At 74.0% G+C, this 24,278-nt stretch carries 22 protein-coding genes; 21 read left to right on the top strand and 1 reads right to left on the bottom strand.

Annotation, left to right across the window (positions count from 1 at the left end; translation table 11 throughout):
* Positions 1-14 precede the first annotated feature (14 nt).
* The 12 genes from K7640_RS26065 to nusB all read left to right on the top strand — a co-directional run bounded on the left by K7640_RS26065 (position 15) and on the right by nusB (position 12,087).
* On the top strand, positions 15-1,664 hold the full coding sequence (locus K7640_RS26065) for a hypothetical protein (protein WP_222957558.1): 1,650 nt from the start codon (positions 15-17) through the stop codon (positions 1,662-1,664).
* Positions 1,657-2,586, top strand: coding sequence for a glycosyltransferase family A protein (locus K7640_RS26060; protein ID WP_222957557.1), 930 nt, complete (start codon positions 1,657-1,659; stop codon positions 2,584-2,586). Before K7640_RS26065 ends, K7640_RS26060 begins: the two co-directional genes overlap by 8 nt.
* Positions 2,579-4,084, top strand: coding sequence for an O-antigen ligase family protein (locus K7640_RS26055; RefSeq protein ID WP_308042732.1), 1,506 nt, complete (start codon positions 2,579-2,581; stop codon positions 4,082-4,084). The genes K7640_RS26060 and K7640_RS26055 overlap by 8 nt, the downstream gene beginning before the upstream one ends.
* Positions 4,081-5,619, top strand: coding sequence for a lipopolysaccharide biosynthesis protein (locus tag K7640_RS26050; RefSeq protein WP_222957556.1), 1,539 nt, complete (start codon positions 4,081-4,083; stop codon positions 5,617-5,619). Before K7640_RS26055 ends, K7640_RS26050 begins: the two co-directional genes overlap by 4 nt.
* A 13-nt stretch (positions 5,620-5,632) precedes the next feature.
* Positions 5,633-6,526 carry a sulfotransferase domain-containing protein gene (locus K7640_RS26045; RefSeq protein ID WP_222957555.1) on the top strand — a complete coding sequence of 298 codons (894 nt, stop codon included), beginning with the start codon at positions 5,633-5,635 and terminating at the stop codon, positions 6,524-6,526.
* A gap of 61 nt (positions 6,527-6,587) precedes the next feature.
* A complete protein-coding gene (locus tag K7640_RS26040) occupies positions 6,588-7,256 on the top strand; it encodes a class I SAM-dependent methyltransferase (RefSeq protein ID WP_222957575.1) in 669 nt (222 codons plus the stop codon).
* A gap of 58 nt (positions 7,257-7,314) precedes the next feature.
* Positions 7,315-8,493, top strand: a complete 1,179-nt coding sequence (aroC, locus tag K7640_RS26035; protein WP_222957554.1) for a chorismate synthase — start codon at positions 7,315-7,317, stop codon at positions 8,491-8,493.
* Between the two features lie 56 nt (positions 8,494-8,549).
* Positions 8,550-9,074: a shikimate kinase gene (locus tag K7640_RS26030; RefSeq protein ID WP_222957553.1), complete on the top strand. Its 525-nt coding sequence runs from the start codon at positions 8,550-8,552 to the stop codon at positions 9,072-9,074.
* Complete coding sequence (aroB, locus tag K7640_RS26025) at positions 9,071-10,150, top strand: 3-dehydroquinate synthase (RefSeq protein WP_222957552.1); 1,080 nt, start codon at positions 9,071-9,073, stop codon at positions 10,148-10,150. The genes K7640_RS26030 and aroB overlap by 4 nt, the downstream gene beginning before the upstream one ends.
* Positions 10,147-10,593 carry a type II 3-dehydroquinate dehydratase gene (aroQ, locus tag K7640_RS26020; protein WP_222957551.1) on the top strand — a complete coding sequence of 149 codons (447 nt, stop codon included), beginning with the start codon at positions 10,147-10,149 and terminating at the stop codon, positions 10,591-10,593. Before aroB ends, aroQ begins: the two co-directional genes overlap by 4 nt.
* A 502-nt stretch (positions 10,594-11,095) precedes the next feature.
* The gene (efp, locus tag K7640_RS26015) at positions 11,096-11,653 is read left to right on the top strand and encodes an elongation factor P (RefSeq protein ID WP_222957550.1); all 558 of its coding nucleotides are present in this window, start codon (positions 11,096-11,098) and stop codon (positions 11,651-11,653) included.
* Positions 11,654-11,676: 23 nt separating this feature from the next.
* The gene (gene nusB, locus K7640_RS26010) at positions 11,677-12,087 is read left to right on the top strand and encodes a transcription antitermination factor NusB (protein ID WP_222957574.1); all 411 of its coding nucleotides are present in this window, start codon (positions 11,677-11,679) and stop codon (positions 12,085-12,087) included.
* Positions 12,088-12,157: 70 nt separating this feature from the next.
* On the opposite strand, the gene K7640_RS26005 is transcribed toward nusB, so the two are convergent.
* Positions 12,158-12,646 carry a transcriptional regulator gene (locus K7640_RS26005; RefSeq protein WP_088970952.1) on the bottom strand — a complete coding sequence of 163 codons (489 nt, stop codon included), beginning with the start codon at positions 12,644-12,646 and terminating at the stop codon, positions 12,158-12,160.
* Between the two features lie 284 nt (positions 12,647-12,930).
* Between K7640_RS26005 and pyrR the strand changes: the two genes are divergently transcribed.
* The 9 genes from pyrR (at position 12,931) to mihF (ending at position 24,274) form a co-directional block, all read left to right on the top strand.
* Positions 12,931-13,515, top strand: coding sequence for a bifunctional pyr operon transcriptional regulator/uracil phosphoribosyltransferase PyrR (pyrR, locus tag K7640_RS26000; protein WP_222957549.1), 585 nt, complete (start codon positions 12,931-12,933; stop codon positions 13,513-13,515).
* Positions 13,512-14,438 carry an aspartate carbamoyltransferase catalytic subunit gene (locus tag K7640_RS25995; protein WP_222957548.1) on the top strand — a complete coding sequence of 309 codons (927 nt, stop codon included), beginning with the start codon at positions 13,512-13,514 and terminating at the stop codon, positions 14,436-14,438. Before pyrR ends, K7640_RS25995 begins: the two co-directional genes overlap by 4 nt.
* Positions 14,435-15,712: a dihydroorotase gene (locus K7640_RS25990; protein ID WP_222957547.1), complete on the top strand. Its 1,278-nt coding sequence runs from the start codon at positions 14,435-14,437 to the stop codon at positions 15,710-15,712. The genes K7640_RS25995 and K7640_RS25990 overlap by 4 nt, the downstream gene beginning before the upstream one ends.
* Positions 15,709-16,884 (top strand): glutamine-hydrolyzing carbamoyl-phosphate synthase small subunit, encoded by a 1,176-nt coding sequence (carA, locus tag K7640_RS25985; protein ID WP_222957546.1) that lies wholly within the window; start codon positions 15,709-15,711, stop codon positions 16,882-16,884. The genes K7640_RS25990 and carA overlap by 4 nt, the downstream gene beginning before the upstream one ends.
* The gene (carB, locus tag K7640_RS25980; protein ID WP_222957545.1) at positions 16,877-20,224 is read left to right on the top strand and encodes a carbamoyl-phosphate synthase large subunit; all 3,348 of its coding nucleotides are present in this window, start codon (positions 16,877-16,879) and stop codon (positions 20,222-20,224) included. Before carA ends, carB begins: the two co-directional genes overlap by 8 nt.
* The gene (locus tag K7640_RS25975; protein ID WP_222957544.1) at positions 20,221-21,279 is read left to right on the top strand and encodes a quinone-dependent dihydroorotate dehydrogenase; all 1,059 of its coding nucleotides are present in this window, start codon (positions 20,221-20,223) and stop codon (positions 21,277-21,279) included. The genes carB and K7640_RS25975 overlap by 4 nt, the downstream gene beginning before the upstream one ends.
* A gap of 310 nt (positions 21,280-21,589) precedes the next feature.
* Positions 21,590-22,864 carry an adenosylmethionine--8-amino-7-oxononanoate transaminase gene (locus K7640_RS25970; RefSeq protein ID WP_222957543.1) on the top strand — a complete coding sequence of 425 codons (1,275 nt, stop codon included), beginning with the start codon at positions 21,590-21,592 and terminating at the stop codon, positions 22,862-22,864.
* A gap of 78 nt (positions 22,865-22,942) precedes the next feature.
* Complete coding sequence (gene pyrF / locus K7640_RS25965) at positions 22,943-23,782, top strand: orotidine-5'-phosphate decarboxylase (RefSeq protein ID WP_222957542.1); 840 nt, start codon at positions 22,943-22,945, stop codon at positions 23,780-23,782.
* A gap of 174 nt (positions 23,783-23,956) precedes the next feature.
* Positions 23,957-24,274, top strand: coding sequence for an integration host factor, actinobacterial type (mihF, locus tag K7640_RS25960; protein WP_222957541.1), 318 nt, complete (start codon positions 23,957-23,959; stop codon positions 24,272-24,274).
* Positions 24,275-24,278: the final 4 nt, after the last annotated feature.

Genomic DNA, 24,278 nt, shown 5'->3' with positions numbered 1-24,278 from the left:
CGCAAGGACCGCACATGGACGTGACCGACGTCGCCCCCGCCCGGCAACACCCCGTCGGCCTCGCCGAGCTGGCCCGGATACCGGTACGCCGGTGGCGGGAGTCGCTCGCCGCGACGGTGCTGGTCGTGCTGGGCGCGCTGGTCTACCTGTTCGTGCTGCCCGCGTCGTACACCGCGGTCACCGCCGTGGTGGTCCGCCCGGTGGTCACCGACCCGTTCTCCGTCCCCTCGGGGGGCGCCGACCGGGCGGTGAACATGACGGCCGAGAGCGGCATCGCCCGCAGCAACGACGTGATCGACAAGGTCGCCGCCATCACCGGCCGGGAAAGCTCCGACGTGGCCGACGCGCTGGAGGTGGAGACCCCGGTCGGCGGGCAGGTGATGCGCTTCCAGTACGCCGGGCGCAGCGAGTCGGAGGCGGTCGCCGGCGCCAACGGGGCCGCCCAGGCGTACCTGGACCTGCGCCGGGGCCTCTACGAGAACCAGCGCGCGGGGGTGCTCAAGTCGTACGACGAGGCGATCAGCGTGGTGACCGCGCAACGCACCACCACCCAGCGGTCCCTGCCGAGCAACCAGTCGACGACCAACCCGTCCCCGCGGACCAGCGCCCTGCTGGATCAGCTCCGGGCCCTCAACGACCAGCTCGCCACCCTGGCCGAGCAGCGCTCCAAGGTCGCTTCCGCCGATCTGAGCCCCGGCTCGGTGACCAGCGCCGCCCGTGAGCCGGTGCCGTCCAGCCGGGACAGCGCCCCGCTGATCCTCGTCGCCGCGATCTTCGGCGGCCTGCTCCTCGGCGGGCTGGTGGCCTTCGTCCGCGAGACGCTGGACCGGCGGGTACGCACCTCGGCGGAGGCGCTGGCCGCCGTCGGCGCGCCGCTGCTCGGCGCGGTCCGCCGGAACCGGGGCGGGCAGCCCGACGAGGCGGACCTGCGCTATCTGGTGCTCGCCCTGGCCCGCTGGGTGGACGGGCCGCAGGCCGGCCCGCTCGTGCTGCTCTCGGCCGGCGCCGACGAGGGACGCGAGCGGATCACCGCGGGGATCGCCGCGGTGCTGGCCGCCGACGGCCACGAGGTGCACCTCGGGGTCGCGGCGGAGGGCACGGACCGGATGCGCCCGCTGCTGCTGGACGCGCAACGGCGCACCCCGCCGGTGGACCGGGTGGCGCCCAAGGTGCCCCGGCCCCGCCCGGCGCCGGTGAGCAAGCCGGTGAGCACGCCGGTCGCCGGCGCGGGCGGCGGGTCCGGGCCGGAGGACACGGTGGTCATCCCGGCGGTGCGCAAGCCGCGCCCCTTCCCGGCTGCGGACGCCGCGAACGGCGCCGTGTACCGGTCCACCACCACCGACGACCGGACCGAGGTCATCCCCGTCGCCCGCCCGACGGAGCATTCGACGGGGGCCGCCGACCGCCGGGAGGTGCGCATCGGCGCCGGCCGGGTCCACCTGGTCGGCCTGGACGCCGCGCCCGGGACCGGTCTCACCGTGCTCGACGCCCCGCCTGCCCTGCACGACGAGCGGGGGGTGCGGGCCGCCCGGGAGGGCCGGGCGGTGCTGGTCGCCGCGCGGGACCGGACGAGGGTGGCGCAGCTGACCCGGTTGACGGAGCGGCTCCGGGCGGTCGGCGTCGAGCCGTTCGGCCTGGTGCTGACGGGAGACGGCCGTGGCTGACCTCGACCGGGCGACGTACCCGCCGGTGAGCGTGGTGGTGGCCACCCGGGACCGGCCGGGCCTGCTGGAGCGGGCCGTCGGGGCGATCCTCGACCAGGACTATCCGGGCGAGGTCGAGTGCGTGGTGGTCTACGACCACACCGACATCCGCCCGCTGGACCTGCCCGTGCCGCCCGGCCGGGTGCTGCGCCACGTGAACAACACCCACTCCCGTGGCCTGCCGGGTGGTCGCAACACCGGCGCGGCCGAGGCCCGCCACGACCTGATCGCCTTCTGCGACGACGACGACCATTGGCTGCCCGGCAAGCTGCGCCGCCAGGTCGAGCTGCTGGCCGCCCGCCCGGAGGCCGCCGCGGCGAGCTGCGCCATCCGGCTGGAGGGGCCGGGCATCGCCAAGGACCGCCGGCTCGACCGGACCGAGGTGACCCTGGCCGACTTCGTCGAGGACCGGGTGATGGAGGTGCACTCGAGCACCCTGCTGCTGCGCCGTTCCACCTGGGACGCCGTCGGCCCGGTCGACGAGGAGCTGCCCGGCGGCTACGGCGAGGACTACGAGTGGCTGCTGCGCATCGCCGCGCACGGTCCGGTGGCCGTGGTGCCCGAGGTGCTGGTCGCCGTGGACTGGCACGGCGGGTCGTTCTTCTTCGGCCGCTGGGCGGTCATCGTGGAGGCCACCCGGTACCTGATCGACAAGCACCCGGAGCTGGCCGGCAGCCGGACCGGGCTGGCCCGGCTGCACGGGCAGATCGCCTTCGCGCTCGCCTCCGGCCGGCGGCGCCGCGAGGCGGTGCGCGAGCTGGGTCGGGTGCTGCGGCTCAACCCGCGCGAGAAGCGCGTCCTGGTGACCGTGCCGGTGGTGCTCGGCCTGCTCTCCGGCGAGCGGGTGCTGCGGCTGGCCCAGCGGACGGGGCGGGGTGTCTGACCGGGCAGCGGCGACCACGACCGCCGCGCCGGCACCGGGGACCGGGGCGACCCGGACGCCGGGCGCCACGGTCCGGCCCGGACCGCCGCCCCCGCTGCCGGTCTGGCCGCTGACGGTGATGTTCGCGCTGATGCCGCTGTGGTGGGCGCTCGGCGCGTTCTATCTCGGCTGGCCGATCCTCGGCGCGGGGCTGCTCGCCCTGCTGGTCGCCCGGGGCCGGGTGGCGCTGCCCGCCGGCACCGCCTGCTGGCTGGTCTTCCTCGTCCTGGTGCTGCTCAGCGCCAGCCGGCTGGACCGGGCCACCGCCTACCTCACCTTCGGGCTGCGCTTCGGCTTCCTGGTGACCGCGCTGGTGGTCTGCGTGTACGTCTACACCCTGCTGCGGGAGGGCACCCGGTGGGAACGGGTGCTGCGCCCGCTGGGCTGGTACTGGCTGGGTCTGGTGGCCCTGGGCTGGCTGGCCGTGCTCGCGCCCACCCTCGCCCTCACCACCCCGGTGGAGATCGCGCTGCCGCAGGGCATCACCGCCGAGCGGTACATCCAGGCCCTCACCCACGTCCGGGTCACCGAGTTCAACCCGCTGTCCCGGTCGCCCATCTACCGCACCGCCGCGCCGTACCCGTACACCAACAACTGGGGGACCGCGTACGCGCTGCTGGTGCCGTGCGTGCTGGCCTACCTGACGTCGGTGCGTACCGGCCGGCTCCGGGTGCTGCTCTGGATCTCGCTGCCGCTGTCGGTGGTGCCGGCGTTCCTGACCCTCAACCGGGGCATGTTCGTCGGCCTCGGCGCCGGCCTGCTCTACCTGGGCCTGCGCGCCCTGTTCCGGGGCAACGCCCGGCTGATCGTCTCGATCGGCGCGCTGGTGCTGCTGGTCTGGGTGGTCAGCCTGGTGGTGCCGGTGCAGGACATGATCGACGCCCGGGTGAGCACCACCGACACCAACGTCGACCGGATGGACCTGTACGTGCGGACCTGGCAGGCGGTGGAGCGTTCCCCGCTGCTCGGCTACGGCGCCCCGAAGAGCGTGGACACCACGCTGGCCGAGGAGCCGCTGGGCACCCAGGGGCTGATCTGGCAGCTGCTCTACAGCCACGGCATCCCCGCGCTGCTGGTCTTCCTCGGCTGGCTGCTGCTGGTGGCCCGCCGGCTGGCCGCCGCGGTGTCGCCGGCCGGATACTGGCTGAGCACCGTGCCGGTCATCGCGCTGGTGGTCGTGCCGGTGTACGCGTACATCGATCCGAACCTGTCGGTGATCTTCTTCGCGGTCGGCGCGGGGCTGGCCGCGGTCGGCGGGCCGGTGAACCGGCCCTCGCTGGGCGCGTCCAGCCTGGCCCGGCCGGCGCCGCTGACGCCGTGGCGGATCCGGGGCTTCGGTCGGGCCGCGGTGCCGGACCGGCCGCCCCGGCCGGCGGGGGTCGCGGCGGTGCCGCTGCGCACCGCGGGTCCGGCCCGCCCGGCGCCGGACGGCACGGCGGGGCCGGAGGAGGCGTCATGAGCGGTCCGGCCGTCACCACCACCACCGCCACCAGCGGCGACCGGGAGGTCCGCCGGGGCACCCGCAGCGGCCTGGTCGGGCTGGCCGGCGCGGCGGTCAACGGCCTGCTGGGCTTCGTGCTGACCGTGGTGATCGTCCGGGGCCTCGGGCCCGCCGGGTCCGGCGCGATGTTCACCGCGATCGGCGTCGTCGCCATCATGGGCGTGCTCTGCTGCGCCGGCGCGGACACCGCGCTGGTCTGGGCGTTGCCGCGGCGGACCGTGGGCCGCGCGGGCGACGCCGCCCGGCTGCTGCCGGTGGCGCTGGCCCCGAGCCTGCTGTTCACCCTCGTGGTGGCGGCGGCCGGCGTCGCCGCGTCCGGGGCGCTCGCGCCGGTGCTGTTCGACCCCGGCGCGACCGAGGGCGACGACCTGCTCCGGCTGGCGTTCGCCGGGCTGCCGTTCGTGGTGGCGATGACCGTGCTGCTGGCCGCCGTGCGGGCGGTCCGCCCGGTCGCCGCCCTGGTGGCCGTCCAGTACGTGCTGGTGCCCGCCGCCCGCCCGGCGCTGGTGGCCGGCGCCCTGCTCGCCGGTGGCGGGGTGGCGCTGGCCTTCGCCGGCTGGCTCGCGCCGGTGCTGCTGGCCGCGCTGGCCTGCGTGGCCCTGCTCGTCGGGCCGCTGGGGGTGGGCGCGGGGGCGCGGCTGCGCCCGGCGCGGGCGGACTGGCGCACGCTCTGGGGCTTCGCCCTGCCTCGGGCCGCGTCCGCGACCATCGACGCCAGCAGCATGTGGCTCACGGTGCTGCTCACCGCCGCCCTGGCCGACCAGGCGGAGGCCGGCGTCATCGGCGCGGTCGGCCGGTACGCGCTGGCCGGGTTGCTGGTCATGCAGGGCCTGCGGGTGGCGGTCGCCCCGCAACTGTCCCGGCTGCTGGGGCAGGGGCGCACCGCCGAGGCGGCGGCGGTCTACCGGCGGATCACCGCGATGATCATCGCGCTCTCCTGGCCGGGGTACCTGCTCCTCGCGTTCTTCGCCCCGGGCTTCCTGCGGCTGTTCGGGGCGGAGTTCACCGCCGGGGACGCGGCGCTGGTGGTCCTCGCCGGGGCGATGCTGGTCAACTCCGGCACCGGCATCGTGCAGACGCTGCTGCTGATGAGCGGCGGCAGCGGCCGGCACCTGCTCGCCGCCGCCACCGGCCTGCTGCTCAACGTGGGGCTGGCCGTGGCGCTGATCCCGCCGTACGGCGCGCTGGGCGCCGCCGTAGCCTGGACCGTCGGCATCGTGGCGGAGAACGTGATCGCCACCGTCGCCGCCCGCCGGGTGATCGGCGAGCCGCTGGTCACCCGGGTCGTGGCGCGGACCGCGGCGGTCGCCGCCGCCGGCACCACCGTGCTGGCCGCCGCCGGTGCGGCGGTCGCCGGCCGGGACGTCGCCGGACTCTTCCTGACCCTCGGGGTGATCGCGCTGCTGGCCGGCGCGTCCCTGCTGCACCCCGGGGTACGCCGACGGGTGCGGGCGACGGCACCCACCCTGCTGCCCGGCCGGGCGCCGCGATGACGAGGAGGACGCGATGACGACGTTGCGGGACCGGGTGAAGGCCCTGGTGCCTGCCCCGGTGGTGACCGGGGTACGGGACGGCCTGGCGCGCTACGGCGAGCGGACCAGCGACCGGCGTCCGCTGCCGGACTTCCTGATCATCGGCACCAAGCGCGGCGGCACCACCTCGCTCTGGCGTTACCTGCTGGAGCATCCGCTGGTGCCCCGGCTCTTCCCGGCGTGGAACACCAAGACCTCGCACTACTTCGAGGACACCTTCGGCCGGGGCGAGGCGTGGTACCGCTCGCACTTCCCGACCGCGCGGCAGCGGCAGGCGCTCGAACGCCGCCACGGCGGCCCCACCCGGGTGGGGGAGGCCGCGCCGCTGTACATGTTCCACCCGCTCGCCCCGGGCCGGGTGGCCGAGCTGCTGCCGGCGGTGAAGCTGATCGTCCTGCTCCGCGATCCGGTGCAGCGGGCGTACTCGCACTGGAAGGAGCGGCGCGCCGAGGGCGTGGAGCCGCTCGGCTTCGCCGAGGCGCTGGCGGCGGAGCAGGAGCGGACGGCGGGCGAGCGGGAGCGGCTCGCCGCCGACCCGACGTACGTGAGCAACGCCTTCGACTGGTACAGCTACCGGGCGCGGGGCCGCTACCTGGAGCACCTGGAGCCCTGGCTGGACCGGTTCGACGCCGGGCAGCTGCTGATCCTGCCCAGCGAGACGCTGTACCGGGAACCGGCCGCGACGTACGCCCGGGTGCTGGACTTCCTCGCCCTGCCGCCGCACCGGCTGGACCGGTTCGAGGTCTTCAACGACCGGCGCAGCAGCGCCATGGACCCGGCGGTCCGGGACGAGCTGACCCGGTACTACGCGCCGCACAACGCCGCCCTCGCCGCCCGGCTGGGCCTGACCTTCGACTGGGAGAGCTGACCCCGTGACCGGTGCGACCCGAACCGACGACCCGTCCGCCCGCCGGCAGGGCCGGTCGGCGTTGAACTCGCTGCGTTTCCGGCTGGTCGACTCCCCGGACTCGTACGGGGCGAAGCGCCGGGCGCGGCGCGCCCGCTGGCTCTCGGACACCTTCCCGGACCTGGCGGAGATGTCCGTGCTGGACCTGGGCGGCCGGGTGGACAGCTGGTCCCGGGTTCCGGTCCGGCCCCGGCACGTGCACGTGGTCAACCTGGAGCCGCTGCCGGCGGAGCTGCCCGCCGGGATGGAGGCGGACCACGCCGACGCCTGCGACCTGCCGCCGGCCATCCTGAGCCGCCGCTACGACCTGGTGTTCAGCAACAGCGTGCTGGAGCACGTGGGCGGCCACGAGCAGCGCCGCCGGATGGCCGAGGCGATCCGGGAGCTGGCCCCCCGGCACTGGGTGCAGACCCCGTACCGGTACTTCCCCGTCGAGCCGCACTGGGTGGCGCCGGGGATGCAGTTCCTGCCGGTGCCGGCCCGGGTCGCGGTGGCCCGCAAGTGGCCGCTGGCGTACACCCCCGGCAAGTCCTGGGAGCAGGCGATGAAGCAGGTGCTGACCACCGAGCTGATCGGTCGGGCGGAGCTGCGCTACCTCTTCCCCGACTCGACGATCCGGGCGGAGCGGATGCTCGGCCTGACCAAGTCGATCATCGCGGTCCGCACGGCCGGCGCGGACCCGGGTCCGTAGGGCGGGACGGGCCGGGCGCGGCGCCGCGCCGGCCACCCGGCGTGAAAGACTGACCGTCGTGTTGCGCTGGCTGACCGCAGGTGAATCGCACGGACCCGCCCTGGTGGCGATGATCGAGGGGGTGCCCGCCGGGATCGAGGTGACCACCACCGAGATCGGCCGGGAGCTGGCCCGCCGCCGGCTCGGCTACGGCCGGGGCGCCCGGATGTCGTTCGAGCAGGACGAGGTCGAGGTGATCGGCGGCCTGCGGCACGGGGTCACCCTGGGCAGTCCGGTGGCGATCCGGGTCGGCAACTCGGAGTGGCCCAAGTGGCGCACCGTGATGGCCGCCGACCCGGTGGACGCCGAGGAGTTGGCCGGGCAGGCCCGCAACACGCCGCTGACCCGCCCGCGTCCGGGCCACGCCGACCTGGCCGGCATGCAGAAGTACGGCCACACCGACGCCCGTCCGATCCTGGAGCGGGCCAGCGCCCGGGAGACCGCCGCCCGGGTCGCCGTGGGGACGGTCGCCAAGGCGCTGGTGAAGCAGGCGCTCGGCATCGACATCGTGTCGCACGTGGTGGAGTTGGGCCCGGTCGCCGCCAAGCCCGGCCTGCGCCCCACGCCCGAGGACGCCGAGCGCATCGACGCCGACCCGCTGCGCTGTCTCGACCCGGACGCCAGCGCCCGGATGGTCGAGGAGGTCGACGCCGCGAAGAAGGCCGCCGACACCCTGGGCGGCGTGGTCGAGGTGCTGGCGTACGGGGTGCCGCCCGGCCTGGGCAGCCACGTGCAGTGGGACCGCAAGCTCGACGCCCGGCTGGCCACCGCGTTGATGTCGATCCAGGCGATCAAGGGCGTGGAGATCGGCGACGGCTGGCAGCAGGCCCGCTCGCGCGGCTCCGCGGCGCACGACGAGATCGTGCCGACGGCCACCGGGGTGCGCCGGGTCACCGACCGGGCGGGCGGCCTGGAGGGCGGCATCACCACCGGTGAGCCGCTGCGGGTCCGGGCCGCGATGAAGCCGATCTCGTCGCTGAACCGGGCGCTGTCCACCGTCGACGTGGCCACCGGCGAGCCGGCCACCGCGATCAACCAGCGGTCGGACGTCTGCGCCGTGCCGGCGGCGGCGGTGGTGGCCGAGGCGATGGTCGCCCTGGTGCTCGCCGAGGCGGCCACCGAGAAGTTCGGCGGCGACTCGGTCGCCGAGATCCGCCGCAACCTGGCCGGCTACCTCGACGCCCTGGTCATCCGGTGAGCGCGAGGAACGCGGCGCAGCGGAGTCCCGCAGTCGCGAAACGAAAGGCGAGCTCAGTGACGCGGCCGGTGTGTGTGCTGGTGGGGGCGCCCGGTTCGGGCAAGACCACGGTCGGCGAGCTGCTCGCCGACGCGCTCGGGGTGGGCTTCCGCGACACCGACGCGGACATCGAGCGGCTGGCTGGCAAGCCGATCCCGGAGATCTTCGTCGACGAGGGGGAGGAGCACTTCCGTACCCTCGAACGGGCGGCGGTGGCCGCGGCCCTGGCCTCGCACGCCGGCGTGCTCGCCCTCGGCGGCGGCGCGATCCTGGCCGAGGAGAACCGGGGCGCACTGATCGGGCACACCGTGGTGCACCTGTCGGTGGAGCTGCCGGACGCGGTGAAGCGGGTGGGTCTCGGGGCCGGGCGGCCGTTGCTGGCGATCAACCCGCGGGCCACCCTCAAGCACCTGATGGAGCAGCGCCGGCCGCTCTACGCGGAGGTGGCGACGGCGACGGTGGTCACCGACGGCCGTGCCCCGGAGGAGATCGCCGGCGAGCTGGCCGCCCTGCTCACGGCCGACGGGCGGGCGGCCCGATGACCGACGAGGTGACCCGGATCGCGGTCGGCGGCGACCGACCCTACGAGGTGTTGGTCGGGCGCGACCTGTTCGGCGAGGTGCCCGGCCTGCTGCCCGGCGCGGGCCGGGTGGCGGTGTTGCACGCGCCGCCGTTGACGGAGTTGGCCGACGCGGTCGCCGAGCGGCTGCGCGCCGCCGGTGCGACGCCGCTGTCGATCGAGGTGCCGGACGCCGAGGCGGGCAAGCGGATCGAGGTGGCGGCCGACTGCTGGGACCGGTTGGGCGCGGCGGGCTTCACCCGGACGGACGCGCTGGTCGGCGTCGGCGGGGGAGCGGTGACCGACCTCACCGGCTTCGTTGCCGCCTGCTGGCTGCGCGGGGTGCGCTGGGTCGCGGTGCCCACCTCGCTGCTCGGCATGGTCGACGCCGCGGTGGGCGGCAAGACCGGGGTCAACACCGCCGCCGGTAAGAACCTGGTGGGCGCCTTCCACCCGCCGGCCGGTGTGCTGGCCGACCTCGCCACGCTGGACAGCCTTCCCCCGGCCGACCTGGCCGCCGGGCTGGCCGAGGTGGTCAAGTGCGGGTTCATCGCCGATCCGGTGATCCTGGACCTGGTCGAGCGGGACCCGGCCGCGGCCGTGGACCCGGCCGGCGCGGTGACCCGGGAGCTGATCGAACGGGCGATCCGGGTCAAGGCCGACGTGGTCTCGGCCGACCTGCGCGAGGCGGGGCAGCGTGAGGTGCTGAACTACGGCCACACCCTGGCCCACGCGATCGAGAAGGTCGAGGACTACCGCTGGCGGCACGGGCACGCCGTCGCGGTCGGCACCGTGTACGCCGGCACCCTGGCCAGGCTGGCCGGTCGGCTGGACCCGGCCACCGCCGGGCGGCACCGCGACGTGCTGGCCGCGCTCGGGCTGCCCACCAGCTACCCGGCCGACGCCTGGCCGGACCTGCTGGCGGCGATGCGGGTGGACAAGAAGGCCCGGGGCAGCCGGCTGCGGTTCGTGGTGCTCGACGGGCTGGCCCGCCCGGCGCTGCTGGAGGGCCCGTCCGACGAGCTGCTGCACGAGGCGTACCGGGAGATCGCGTCGTGACCGCCCGGGTGTACGTGCTGAACGGGCCGAACCTGGGCCGCCTCGGCACCCGCCAGGTCGACGTCTACGGCGTGACCAGCTACGCCGACCTGGTGGACCGGTGCGTGGCCACCGGCCGCGAGTTGGGACTGGACGTGGTGGTCCGGCAGACCGACGCCGAGCACGAGCTGCTCGGCTGGCTGCACGAGGCGGCCGACGAGGGGGCCGCCGTGGTGCTCAACCCGGCGGCCTGGTCGCACTACTCGATCGCCGTACGGGACGCCTGCGCGATGCTGCGCGGGCCGCTGGTCGAGGTGCACATCTCCAACATCCACGCCCGCGAGGAGTTCCGGCATCACTCGGTGGTCTCCGCGGTGGCCACCGGGGTGATCTGCGGCCTCGGCGTGGACGGCTACCGGCTGGCCCTGCACCACCTGGCCGCCCGCCGCACCACCGGCGCCTGACCGTCCCCGCGGTCGCCCGTGCCCGGCGCCTGACCGTGCCCGGCGGTCGCCCGTCCCCGGCGCCTGACCGTGCCCGGCGGCTGACCGTTCTGGCGGCCTGACCCTTCTCCACGCCTGACCGCCTCCCGGTGCCTGTCCCCGCCCGGGCGCGGCCTGGCTCGGGGGGGCGGTCGCGCTCGGTGTCGGGCTACCCCCCGCTGCTCTGCGTGATTGGACCTGCGGCGTCGGTGGACCTACCTTGCCGCCTTTGCTCTGCTGCCCCGACCGCAACACCCTCCCTGAGCTGCGCCGATGGGGTCGGCGCTGGCCCGGCGGCGGCCGGTGCCGGTCACCGTGGGTGCCTGTTGCCTCCGAGGAAGCAGAGCAAAGGCGGCGAGGGGGGAGGGCGGGGCTGCGGGTAGGTCGCGCTGAGTGAGGTGTGGCACCTCGGCCTGGCGGACCCGGTTCGACACAGCGAGTAGACTTCCTGGGTCTGTCCGCCAAATGATGATCAAGGCAGGAAATGGCCTCCACCAACGACCTCAAGAACGGCCTGGTACTCAACCTCGACGGCGAGCTCTGGTCCGTCGTCGAGTTCCAGCACGTCAAGCCCGGTAAGGGTGGCGCCTTCGTGCGCACCACGCTGAAGAACGTGCTGTCCGGGAAGGTGGTCGACAAGACCTTCAACGCGGGCACCAAGGTCGAGACCGCCACCGTCGACAAGCGCACCATGCAATACCTGTACGCGGACGGCGAGGACTACGTCTTCATGGATCTGGAGACCTTCGACCAGATCACCGTCCCGGACGGCACCGTGGGCGAGGCCGCCAACTACCTCCTCCCCGAGGCAGAGGCGACCGTCGCCACCCACGAGGGCGTCCCGCTCTACATCGAGCTGCCGACCTCGGTCGTGCTCGAGGTCACCTACACCGAGCCGGGCCTGCAGGGCGACCGGTCGACCGGCGGCAACAAGCCGGCCACCGTCGAGACCGGCGCGACCGTGCAGGTGCCGCTCTTCATTACCACCGGCGAAAAGATCAAGGTCGACACCCGCGACGGCCGTTACCTCGGCCGAGCCTGATGGCCGAGGCACCGAAGCAGCAGATGCCGGCGCGCCGCAAGGCGCGCAAGCGGGCGCTGGACGTGCTCTTCGAGGCCGACCTGCGGGACCGCCCCCCGGTCGAGGTGCTCGCCGGCTACCTCGAGCGGATCGAGAAGCCCCGACCGGAGCACCTCGGCTACGCGGTCAGCCTGGTCGAGGGGGTCGCCGCCCACCTGGACCGGATCGACGAGTTGCTGGCCAGCTACGCCGAGGGCTGGACGCTGGACCGGATGCCGGTGGTCGACCGCAACCTCGCCCGGATCGCCGTCTACGAGCTGCTCTACGTGGACGAGATCGACGACGCGGTGGCCATCAGCGAGGCCGTCGAGCTGGCCCGGCAGATGTCGACCGACGACTCGCCCCGGTTCCTCAACGGGCTGCTGGGCCGCATCGCCGAGTACGCCACCCGCTGACGGCGACCGCCGCCAGCACGACGAGAAGGGCCCGTGCCACGCGGCACGGGCCCTTCTCGGTGCTACCGGGTCAGGACGCGAAGAACGCCCGCGGGTCGGCGACCAGCACACCGTGCTCGGTCAGCCGCTCGATCAGACCCGACGGCGAGGCGTCGTAGACGATCGCCAGCGCGCGCAGGTCGTCGGCGCGGATGGACAACACCCGGCCGTTGTAGTCGCCGCGCTGCTGCTGGATGGCGCGGGCGTACCGGGCGACGTAGGCCAGGTCCTCGGATGCCTCGTCGTAGAGCCGCTCCAGGTCCAGCACGATCTTGCTGGTGGCCTCGTGGCGCACGCCACTGCCGTCGGGGAGGAGCTCCGAGACGGGCACCCGGTAGAAGTCGGCCAGCTCGGCCAGGCGGGACACCGTGACGGCGCGGTCCCCGCGCTCGTACGAGCCGACCACCACGGCCTTCCACCGCCCGTTCGACTTCTCCTCCACACCCTGCAGGGACAGCCCCTGCTGCTGGCGGATGGAGCGCAGGCGGGCGCCCAGCGACTTGGCGTATTCAGAGGGCATTCGGACACTCCCAGTGCTGCTCGGGGTTCTCCCAGCTATCGCTACGGAGCGTGACGGTACGGGGATTGCGACACCGGGTCAAGTGGGGGACGTCGTCCGGTTGCGGGCCTGGGGGGAGTTATCCGTATTTGGCCGACCTGATCCGCAGGTCAGTGCCGGCGGCGGGCGGCTGTCCGAGCGCTGGTAACGTGGCGTGAAGCCCCGGTCCGGGCCGTACGCGGTCCGCCGGAGGTGCCAGACGTCCTTTAACGACCCGTCCCGTGAGGCGGGGAAGGAGGTCCGCCGTGGCCTGCCCACCGGCTGCCCACCCGTCGCCACCGCGACAACCCACGGTAAAGGTGATCCTCGCCGCCGCCGACGTGTCGCGGGTGGTCGACCGCATCGCCCACCAGATCCTGGAGAAGACCCAGGGCGCCGCCGACACCGTGCTGCTCGGCATCCCCACCCGCGGAGCGCCACTGGCCCGGCGGCTCGCCGCCCGGATCAGCACCTTCGAGGACGTCGACGTCCCGGTCGGTGTGCTCGACATCACCCTCTACCGCGACGACCTGCGTCGGCACGCCACCCGGGCGATCGGCCCGACCGAGCTGCCGCCCGGCGGGATCGACGGCAAGCGGGTCGTCCTGGTCGACGACGTGCTCTTCTCCGGCCGTACCGTGCGGGCCGCCCTCGACGCGCTCAACGACATCGGTCGCCCGGCCTCCGTGCAGCTCGCCGTCCTGGTCGACCGTGGTCACCGGCAGCTGCCGATCCGCGCCGACTACGTCGGCAAGAACATCCCCACCTCGCTCGCCGAGAACGTCAAGGTCACCCTCGCCGAGACCGACGGCGCCGACGAGGTCAAGCTGGTGGGGGGAGTTCCCGCATGATCAGGCACCTGCTCTCCGGCGCGGACCTGGACGCCGCCACCGCCACCCAGATCCTGGACACCGCCGCCGAGATGGCCACCGTCGCCGGCCGCGAGGTCAAGAAGCTGCCCGCGCTGCGCGGCCGGACCGTGGTGAACCTCTTCTACGAGGACTCCACCCGGACCCGGATCTCCTTCGAGGCGGCCGCCAAGCGGCTCAGCGCCGACGTGATCAACTTTTCGGCCAAGGGCTCCAGCGTGGCCAAGGGCGAGAGCCTCAAGGACACCGCGCTCACCCTCCAGGCGATGGGCGCCGACGCGGTGGTCGTCCGGCACCCCGCCTCCGGCGCCCCGCACCGGCTGGCCGACTGGGTGGACGGGTCGGTGGTCAACGCCGGCGACGGCACCCACGAGCACCCCACCCAGGCGCTGCTCGACGCGTACACGATGCGGTCCCGGCTGGGCCGGCTCGCCGGCCTGCACGTGGCGATCGTCGGCGACGTGCTGCACTCCCGGGTGGCCCGCTCCAACGTGCTGCTGCTGTCCACCCTCGGGGCCAAGGTCACCCTGGTCGGCCCGCCGACCCTCATCCCGGTCGACATCAGCGCGGCGCTCGCGCCGGGCGCCGACGTCTCCTACGACCTCGACGCCGTTCTTCCCGGTGTGGACGTGGTGATGATGCTGCGGGTGCAGCGGGAGCGGATGAACGACTCCTACTTCCCCTCCGCCCGGGAGTACGCCCGCCGCTACGGACTGGACGGCCCGCGCCTGCGCCGGCTGCCGGAGCACGCGATCGTCATGCACCCCGGCCCGATGAACCGGGGCATGGAGATCACCCCCGAGGTGGCCGACTCGCCCCGCTCCACCATCGTCGAACAGGTCGCCAACGGGGTCTCCGTGCGGATGGCCGTCCTCTACCTGCTGCTCGGAGGGAACAACCGGTGAGCGCGTACCTGATCAAGAACGTGAGCGTCGTCGGCGGCGCACCGACCGACCTGCTGATCCGCGACGGCGTCGTCGCCGAGACCGGCGCGGACCTGACCGCGCCGGACGCCACCGTGCTCGACGCCACCGGCCTGGTCGCCCTGCCCGGCCTGGTCGACCTGCACACCCACCTGCGCGAGCCGGGCCGGGAGGACGCCGAGACCGTCGAGTCCGGTTCCCGGGCGGCGGCGCTGGGCGGCTACACCGCGGTCTGCGCGATGGCCAACACCTCCCCGGTGGCCGACACCGCCGGCGTGGTCGAGCAGGTGTGGCGGCTCGGCCGGGAGGCCGCGCTGGTCGACGTGCAGCCGATCGGCGCGGTCACCGTCGGGCTGGCCGGCGAACGGCTGGCCGAGCTGGGGGCGATGGCCGACTCGGCGGCCCGGGTGCGGATCTTCTCCGACGACGGGCACTGCGTCGCCGACCCGAAGCTGATGCGCCGGGCGTTGGAATACGTCAAGGCGTTCGACGGCATCATCGCCCAGCACGCCGAGGAGCCCCGGCTCACCGAGGGCGCGCAGATGCACGAGGGCGAGGTCTCCACCCGGCTCGGGCTGACCGGCTGGCCGGCGGTCGCCGAGGAGGCGATCATCGCCCGGGACGTGCTGCTCGCCGAGCACGTGGGCAGCCGGCTGCACATCTGCCACGTCTCCACCGCGGGCAGCGTCGAGGTGCTGCGGCACGCCAAGGCGCGCGGGGTGCGGGTGACCGCCGAGGTGACCCCGCACCACCTGCTGCTGACCGACGAGCGGGCGACGAGCTACGACCCGGTCTTCAAGGTCAACCCGCCGCTGCGCACCGCCGCCGACATCGCCGCGCTGCGGGCCGCGCTGGTCGAGGGCGTGATCGACATCGTCGCCACCGACCACGCCCCGCACGCGGTGGAGGACAAGGAGTGCGAGTGGGCGTACGCCCGGCCGGGCATGCTTGGCCTGGAGACGGCGCTGTCCATCGCGCTGGACGTGCTCGGCCCGCAGTGGGACCTGATCGCCGAGCGGATGTCGCGCACCCCGGCCCGGATCGCCGGCCTCGACTCCCACGGCCTCGACCCGGCCCCCGGCGTCCCGGCGAACCTGACAGTGGTCGACCCGGCGGCCCGCCGGGTGATCGAGCCGGCGGAGCTGGCCAGTCGCAGTCGCAACACCCCGTACGCCCGCATGACGCTGCCGGGTCGCATCGTGGCGACCTTCCTGCGCGGCGAGCCGACGGTCCTGGACGGAAAGGCTGTCAAGTGAGCAGTAGGCGCAGGAGCGCGATCCTCGTCCTGGAGGACGGGCGCACCTTCCACGGCGAGGCGTACGGCAGCGTCGGTGAGACGTTCGGCGAGGCGGTCTTCAACACCGGCATGACCGGCTACCAGGAGACGCTGACCGACCCGTCGTACCACCGGCAGGTGGTGGTGCAGACCGCCCCGCACATCGGCAACACCGGCGTCAACGGCGAGGACGACGAGTCCGACCGGATCTGGGTGGCCGGGTACGTGGTCCGCGACCCGGCCCGGATCGGCTCCAACTGGCGGGCCACCGGCGGCCTGGAGGACCGGCTCGCCGCCGAGGGCGTGGTCGGCATCAGCGGCGTCGACACCCGCGCGCTCACCCGCCACCTGCGCGAGCGGGGCGCGATGCGGGTCGGCGTCTCCAGCGTCGACGACGACCCGGCGGCCCTGCTGGAGCGGGTCCGCCGGTCGCCGCAGATGACCGGCGCGGACCTCTCCGCCGAGGTGAGCACCGGCAAGCCGTACGTGGTCGAGGCGGAGGGCGAGCACCGGTTCACGGTGGCCGCGCTGGACCTGGGCATCAAGCGCAACGTGCCGCGCCGGCTCGCCGCCCGCGGCGTCACCACCCACGTGCTGCCCGCCGGCTCGACGATCGAGGATCTGCTCGCCACCGGCGCGGACGCGGTCTTCTTCTCACCCGGCCCGGGCGACCCGGCGACCGCCGACGGCCCGGTCGCCCTGGCCCGGGAGGTGCTGACCCGGCGGATCCCGCTGTTCGGCATCTGCTTCGGCAGCCAGATCCTCGGCCGGGCGCTCGGTTTCGGCACCTTCAAGCTCGGCTACGGTCACCGCGGCATCAACCAGCCGGTGCTCGACCGGGCCACCGGCAAGGTCGAGGTCACCAGCCACAACCACGGCTTCGCCGTGGACGTGCCGGGCGTGGGGGCGGCCGTGCCCGACCAGGTGATCGACACCGACTTCGGCGGCGTCCGGGTGTCACACGTCTGCCTCAATGACAACGTGGTCGAGGGGCTGCGGGCGCTGGACGTGCCCGCCTTCACCGTCCAGTACCACCCGGAGGCGGCGGCCGGCCCGCACGATGCGGACTACCTCTTCGACCGCTTCGCCGAACTGATCGAGGGCGCTGGCGCCCGCGACCGGAACCACAGCGAGGGGCGGACCAATGCCTAAGCGCAACGACCTCAAGCACGTGCTGGTGATCGGCTCCGGGCCGATCGTGATCGGACAGGCCTGCGAGTTCGACTACTCCGGCACCCAGGCCTGCCGGGTGCTGCGCAGCGAGGGCATCCGGGTCAGCCTGGTCAACTCCAACCCGGCCACCATCATGACCGACCCGGAGTTCGCCGACGCCACCTACGTCGAGCCGATCACGCCGGAGTTCGTCGAGCTGGTCATCGCCAAGGAACGCCCCGACGCGCTGCTGCCCACCCTGGGCGGGCAGACCGCGCTGAACACCGCGGTCGCCCTGCACTCCGCCGGCGTCCTGGAGAAGTACGGCGTCGAGCTGATCGGCGCCAACATCGACGCGATCAACCGCGGCGAGGACCGGCAGCTGTTCAAGGACATCGTGGCCAAGGCCGGGGTACGCCTCGGGCTGGCCGACCCGTCCACGCTGACCCCGCGCTCGCGGGTCTGCCACTCCATGGACGAGGTCCGGGATACCGTCACCGAGCTGGGCCTGCCGGTGGTCATCCGGCCGTCGTTCACCATGGGCGGTCTCGGCTCCGGGATGGCGCACACCGACGAGGACCTGGAGCGCATCGCCGGCGCCGGGCTGGCGGCCAGCCCGGTGCACGAGGTGCTCATCGAGGAGAGCGTGCTCGGCTGGAAGGAGTACGAGCTCGAACTCATGCGCGACCGCCACGATAACGTGGTGGTGGTCTGCTCGATCGAGAACGTCGACCCGATGGGCGTGCACACCGGCGACAGCGTCACCGTCGCCCCGGCCATGACGCTTACCGACCGGGAGTACCAGCGGCTGCGGGACCTGGGCATCGCGGTGCTGCGCGAGGTCGGGGTGGACACCGGCGGCTGCAACATCCAGTTCGCGGTCAACCCGGCCGACGGCCGGATCGTCGTGATCGAGATGAACCCCCGGGTGTCCCGCTCCTCGGCGCTGGCGTCGAAGGCCACCGGCTTCCCGATCGCCAAGATCGCCGCGAAGCTGGCCATCGGCTACACCCTGGACGAGATCCCCAACGACATCACCCGCAAGACCCCGGCCGCGTTCGAGCCGACGCTTGACTACGTGGTGGTGAAGATCCCCCGGTTCGCGTTCGAGAAGTTCCCCGGCGCCGACCCGGAGCTGACCACCACGATGAAGTCGGTGGGCGAGGCGATGAGCCTGGGCCGCAACTTCACCGAGGCGCTGAACAAGGCGATGCGCTCGATGGAGACCAAGGCATCGGGTTTCTGGACCGTCCCGGACCCGGCGGGGGCGACCCGGGAGAACACCCTCGCGGCGCTGCGGATGCCGCACGACGGGCGGCTCTACACGGTCGAGCGGGCGCTGCGCCTGGGCGCGTCGATCGCCGAGGTGGCCGAGGCCTCCGGCGGGATGGACCCGTGGTTCCTCGACCAGATCACCGCGCTGGTGGAGCTGCGCGCCGAGATCGTGGACGCCCCGGTGCTCGACGCCGACCTGCTGCGCCGGGCCAAGCGGGCCGGCCTCTCCGACCGGCAGCTCGCCGCGCTGCGTCCCGAGCTGGCCGCCGAGGACGGGGTACGCACGCTGCGCCACCGGCTCGGCGTGCGCCCGGTCTACAAGACGGTGGACACCTGCGCCGCCGAGTTCGAGGCGACCACGCCCTACCACTACTCGACGTACGACCAGGAGACCGAGGTGGCGCCGTCGGCCCGGCCGAAGGTGCTGATCCTGGGCTCCGGGCCGAACCGGATCGGGCAGGGCATCGAGTTCGACTACTCCTGTGTGCACGCGGTGCAGGCTCTCCGGGGCGTGGGTTACGAGACGGTGATGGTCAACTGCAACCCGGAGACCGTCTCCACCGACTACGACACCGCCGACCGGCTCTACTTCGAGCCGTTGACCTTCGAGGACGTGCTGGAGGTGTGGCACGCCGAGGACTCCTCCGGTCGGGCGGCCGGCGGTCCGGGCGTGGTCGGGGTGATCGTGCAGCTCGGTGGGCAGACCCCGCTGGGCCTGGCCCAGCGGCTCAAGAACGCGGGCGTGCCGATCGTCGGCACCTCCCCGGAGTCGATCCACCTGGCCGAGGAGCGCGGCGCGTTCGGCGCGGTGCTGGCCCGGGCCGGGCTGCGGGCCCCCGCGCACGGCATGGCCACCTCGTACGAGGAGGCCAAGGCGATCGCCGACGAGATCGGCTACCCGGTGCTGGTCCGGCCGTCGTACGTGCTCGGCGGGCGGGGCATGGAGATCGTCTACGACGACGCCACCCTGGACGACTACATCGGCCGGGCCACCGACATCTCGCCGGACCGTCCGGTGCTGGTGGACCGGTTCCTCGACGACGCCATCGAGATCGACGTGGACGCGCTCGTCGACGCCGACGGCGAGGTCTACCTCGGCGGGGTGATGGAGCACATCGAGGAGGCCGGCATCCACTCCGGCGACTCGTCCTGCGCGCTGCCGCCGATCACCCTGGCCGGCTCGCACCTGGCCCAGGTGCGCCGCTACACCGAGGCCATCGCCCGGGGGGTCGGGGTGCGCGGCCTGCTGAACGTCCAGTACGCGCTCAAGGACGACATGCTCTACGTGCTGGAGGCCAACCCGCGCGCGTCCCGCACGGTCCCCTTCGTGTCGAAGGCGACCGCCGTGCCGCTGGCCAAGGCGGCGGCCCGGATCGCGCTCGGCGCCACCGTCGCCGAGCTGCGCGCCGAGGGGATGCTGCCGCCCGAAGGGGACGGCGGCACCATGCCGGCCGACGCGCCGATCGCGGTGAAGGAGGCGGTGCTGCCGTTCAAGCGGTTCCGCACCCCGTCCGGCAAGGGCATCGACGTGCTGCTCGGCCCGGAGATGAAGTCCACCGGTGAGGTGATGGGCATCGACACCAACTTCGGGCACGCCTTCGCCAAGTCGCAGTCCGCCGCGTACGGTTCGCTGCCGACCGCCGGCAAGATCTTCGTCTCGGTGGCCAACCGGGACAAGCGCGGCATGATCTTCCCGATCAAGCGGCTGGCGGACCTCGGCTTCGAGATCGTCGCCACCACCGGCACCGCCGAGGTGCTGCGCCGGCACGGCATCGCCTGCGAGCAGATCCGCAAGCACTACGAGTCGGGTGCGGGCGAGGACGCCGTCTCGCTGATCCTCGGCGGCGACGTCGCCCTGGTGGTGAACACCCCGCAGGGCTCCGGCGCGAGCGCCCGCTCCGACGGCTACGAGATCCGCAGCGCCGCCGTCACCGCGGACATCCCCTGCATCACCACCGTCCCCGGCGCCGCCGCCGCGGTGATGGGCATCGAGGCCCGCATCCGTGGCGACATGCGGGTGCGCCCCCTGCAGGACCTGCACGCCGCCCTGCGGGCCGCCCAGTGATCTTCGAGCGGGTGGTCCGGCCGCGGCTGTTCCGGATCGGCGGCGGGGACGCGGAGACGGCGCACGAGTGGACGTTGGCGCGGCTGGCGGGGCTGTCCCGCCGGCCGGCCGCCCTCGCCGCGCTGCGCCGCCGGTACCTGCGCTCCGCGCCGCGCACCGTGTTCGGGGTGGACTTCCCCAACCCGGTGGGGCTGGCGGCCGGGATGGACAAGAACGGCGTGGCGCTGCCGGCCTGGCCGGCGCTCGGGTTCGGCTTCGTCGAGGTGGGCACGGTGACCGCGCACGCCCAGCCGGGCAACCCCCGGCCCCGGCTGTTCCGGCTGCCCGACAGCCAGGCCGTGGTCAACCGGATGGGTTTCAACAACGCCGGCGCCGACGCCCTCGCCGCGCGGCTGGCCGCGCTGCCCCGGCCGCTCGGGGTGCCGCTGGGCATCTCGCTCGGCAAGTCCAAGGTGACCCCGCTCGATCAGGCGGTCGAGGACTACCTGGCGTCGTACCGGGCGCTGCGGGGGCACGGGGACTACTTCGCGGTCAACGTGTCCTCGCCGAACACCCCGGGCCTGCGGACCCTGCAGGACCGGTCGCACCTGGACGCGCTGCTCGCGGCGCTGGTGGGGGAGAAGCCGGTGCTGGTGAAGCTCGCCCCGGACCTCACCGAGCCGGCCATCGCCGAGCTGCTGGAGGTCTGCCTGGACCGGGGTGCGGCCGGGGTGATCGCCACCAACACCACGCTGGCCCGCGACGGGCTGGCCCCGACCGACCGGGAGCGTGGCGCGGAGACCGGCGGGCTGTCGGGCCGGCCGCTCACCGGCCGGGCCCGGGACGTGGTGGCCTTCGTGCACCGGGAGACGGCCGGCCGGCTGCCCGTGATCGGTGTCGGCGGCATCCTCGACCCGGACGACGCGGCCCGCATGTTCGACGCCGGGGCCAGCCTGGTCCAGCTCTACACCGGCTTCATCTACCGCGGCCCGGCCCTGGTCCGCGCGGCGGTGCGGGCGGCCGGCACGGCGACGGCGCGGGCCGGCGACCGGTCGGCGGGGGCCGACCTCCGGTGACCGCGCGGCGGGCGGGCGGCCGGTCATCGGTGACCGCGCGTCGGGTCGGCGGCCGGCCTCCGGTGACCGCGCGCCAGGTGGACGGCCGGCCTCCGGTGACCGCGCGCCGGGCGGGCGGCCGGTCATCGGTGACCGTGCGCCGGGCCGAACACCCTCGGCGCAGCCTTTGCTCTGCTGCCCCCGGCGCAACACGGGACGTCCGGTATCCGGACGCCGGGTGTTGCCTCCGCCGCAGCAGAGCAAAGGCTGCGGAGGGACCGCCGGGCCGGCGCGGGCGCGGCCCGCGCGCGCGGAACCGAAGGAGAACACCGTGACGCCCGAGGAGATCCTCGCCGCCGACCGCCGGCACGTCTGGCATCCGTACGCGGCGGTGCCGCCGGCCAGCCCGCCGTACGTGGTGGACAGCGCCCAGGGCGTGCGGCTGCGGCTGGCCGACGGCCGGGAGCTGGTGGACGGGATGTCGTCCTGGTGGGCGGCGATCCACGGCTACCGCCACCCGGTCCTGGACGCGGCGGTCACCGACCAGCTCGGCCGGATGAGCCACGTGATGTTCGGCGGGCTCACCCACGAGCCGGCGGTGCGGCTGGCCCGCACCCTGGTCGAGCTGGCCCCCGACGGCCTCGAACACGTCTTCCTGGCCGACTCCGGCTCGGTGAGCGTCGAGGTGGCGGTGAAGATGTGCCTGCAGTACCAGCGGGCCATCGGCCACCCCGAGCGGCGCCGCCTGGGCACCTGGCGGGGCGGCTACCACGGGGACACCTTCCACCCGATGAGCGTCTGCGACCCGGAGGGCGGCATGCACCACCTCTGGGGCGACCTGCTGCCCCGGCAGGTGTTCGCCCCGGTCCCGCCCGGCGGGTTCGACGACGAGCCGGACCCCGCGTACGTCGCGGCGCTGACCGACGCGGTGGAACGGCACGCGGACGAGCTGGCCGCGGTGATCGTCGAGCCGGTGGTGCAGGGGGCCGGCGGGATGCGCTTCCACCATCCGCACTACCTGCGGGTGCTGCGCGAGGTGACCCGGCGGCACGGCATCCTGCTGGTGTTCGACGAGATCGCCACCGGTTTCGGCCGGACCGGGCGGATGTTCGCCGCCGAGCACGCCGGGGTCAGCCCGGACGTGCTCTGTGTCGGCAAGGCGCTCACCGGCGGCTACCTGACCCTGGCCGCGGCGCTCTGCACCCCGGAGATCGCCCGGGGCATCTCCGCCGGCGGGGTGCTGGCGCACGGCCCGACCTTCATGGGCAACCCGCTCGCCTGCGCGGTCGCCAACGCCTCGCTGGAGCTGCTGACCGGCGGCGACTGGGCGGCGGACGTGGCCCGGGTGGGTGCCGGCCTGCGGGCCGGGCTGGCGCCGCTGCGCGGCGCGCCCGGCGTGGCCGACGTGCGGGTGCTCGGCGCGATCGGCGTGGTGCAGCTCGACCACGAGGTGGACCTGCCGGCGGCGACCGCCGCCGCGGTCGCCGCGGGGGTCTGGCTGCGGCCGTTCCGCGACCTGGTGTACGCCATGCCGCCGTACCTGACCGACGACGCCGACGTGGCCCGGATCGCGGCCGGGATGGCGGCCGCCGTCGCGGCGGGCTGAGCGCGACCGAGCCGAGCGGGCGCGGACACCGTCGGCGCGGCGGGCCGGTGACCGAAAAGGACGAGGAGAGGGGACGCCATGGAGAGTTTCGGAAGCCGGTTGCACCGGGCGGTCGCCGAGCGGGGGCCGCTCTGCGTCGGCATCGACCCGCATCCGGCGTTGCTCGCCCGCTGGGGGCTGACCGACGACCCCCGGGGACTGGCGCGGTTCAGCCGGATAGTCGTGGATGCACTCGGTGACCGGATCGCGGTCGTCAAGCCCCAGTCGGCCTTTTTCGAGCGGTTCGGCGCCCGAGGCGTGGAAATTCTTGAGTCAACTATCCGACAGTTACGCGATGCCGGTTCGCTCGTTCTGCTCGACGTCAAGCGCGGCGACATCGGCTCCACGGTGGCCGCGTACGCCGCCGCGTATCTCGACCCGGCCAGCCCGCTGTACGTCGACGCGGTGACCGCCACTCCTTACCTCGGCGTCGGCTCGCTGGCGCCGATGTTCGAACTCGCGGCCGCGCACGGCGGCGGCGTCTTCGTCCTCGCGCTCACCTCCAATCCCGAGGGCGCGGCCGTCCAGCACGCCCGCCGGGCCGACGGGCGCACCGTCGCGCAGGCCGTCATCGACGAGATTTCCCAGCTCAACCGGGGTGCCGAGCCGCTCGGCAGCATCGGTGCGGTGGTCGGGGCCACGATCGGCGACACGGGTCACGACCTCTCCGCCGTGGGTGGTCCGCTGTTGGCCCCGGGCCTCGGCGTCCAGGGCGCGACCGCGGCGGACCTGCGGACGGTGTTCGGCTCCGCCCTGCCGTGGGTGCTGCCGTCGTACTCCCGCGAGGTGCTGAACGCGGGGCCCGAGACCGGGGCCCTGCGGGCCGCCGCGGACCGGGTGCTGGCCGAGTGCCGGGCCGCCCTGACCCCTCCTGACTGACTGACGGCTCGGTCACTTTCTGTTGATCATGGCGTGCCCACGTTGCCGAAAGCGCCGATGACCGCTAGTTTTCCCCGCGCTGGGAACCAAGGACCCCTTTGGTTGCCAGCGACACCACGTTTCACAGTGCGACGGCGCGTCCGGCCCGTCGCGATAGGGACCTGAGGAGAACTGGTGCCGCTCCCGTCACTGACCCCCGAGCAGCGCGCTGCCGCGCTGGAGAAGGCCGCGGAGATCCGCAAGGCCCGTGCTGAGCTGAAGGAGGAGCTCAAGCAGGGCAAGATCACCCTCGCCGCCGTCCTGGACCGTGCCGAGTCCGACGACGTCGTGGGCAAGCTCAAGGTGTCGGCCGTCCTGCAGGCGATGCCGGGCATCGGCAAGATCCGCGCCACCCAGATCATGGAGAAGCTGAAGATCGCTGACAGCCGCCGGCTGCGTGGCCTGGGTGAGCAGCAGCGCAAGGCGCTGCTTGGCGAGTTCGCCGCCAACTGAACCA

It is taken from the genome of Micromonospora sp. PLK6-60 (assembly GCF_019890675.1).
Lineage (GTDB): Bacteria > Actinomycetota > Actinomycetes > Mycobacteriales > Micromonosporaceae > Micromonospora.
Note: the sequence above shows the minus strand (reverse complement) of the source record. Positions and strands in the feature narration are given on the sequence as shown.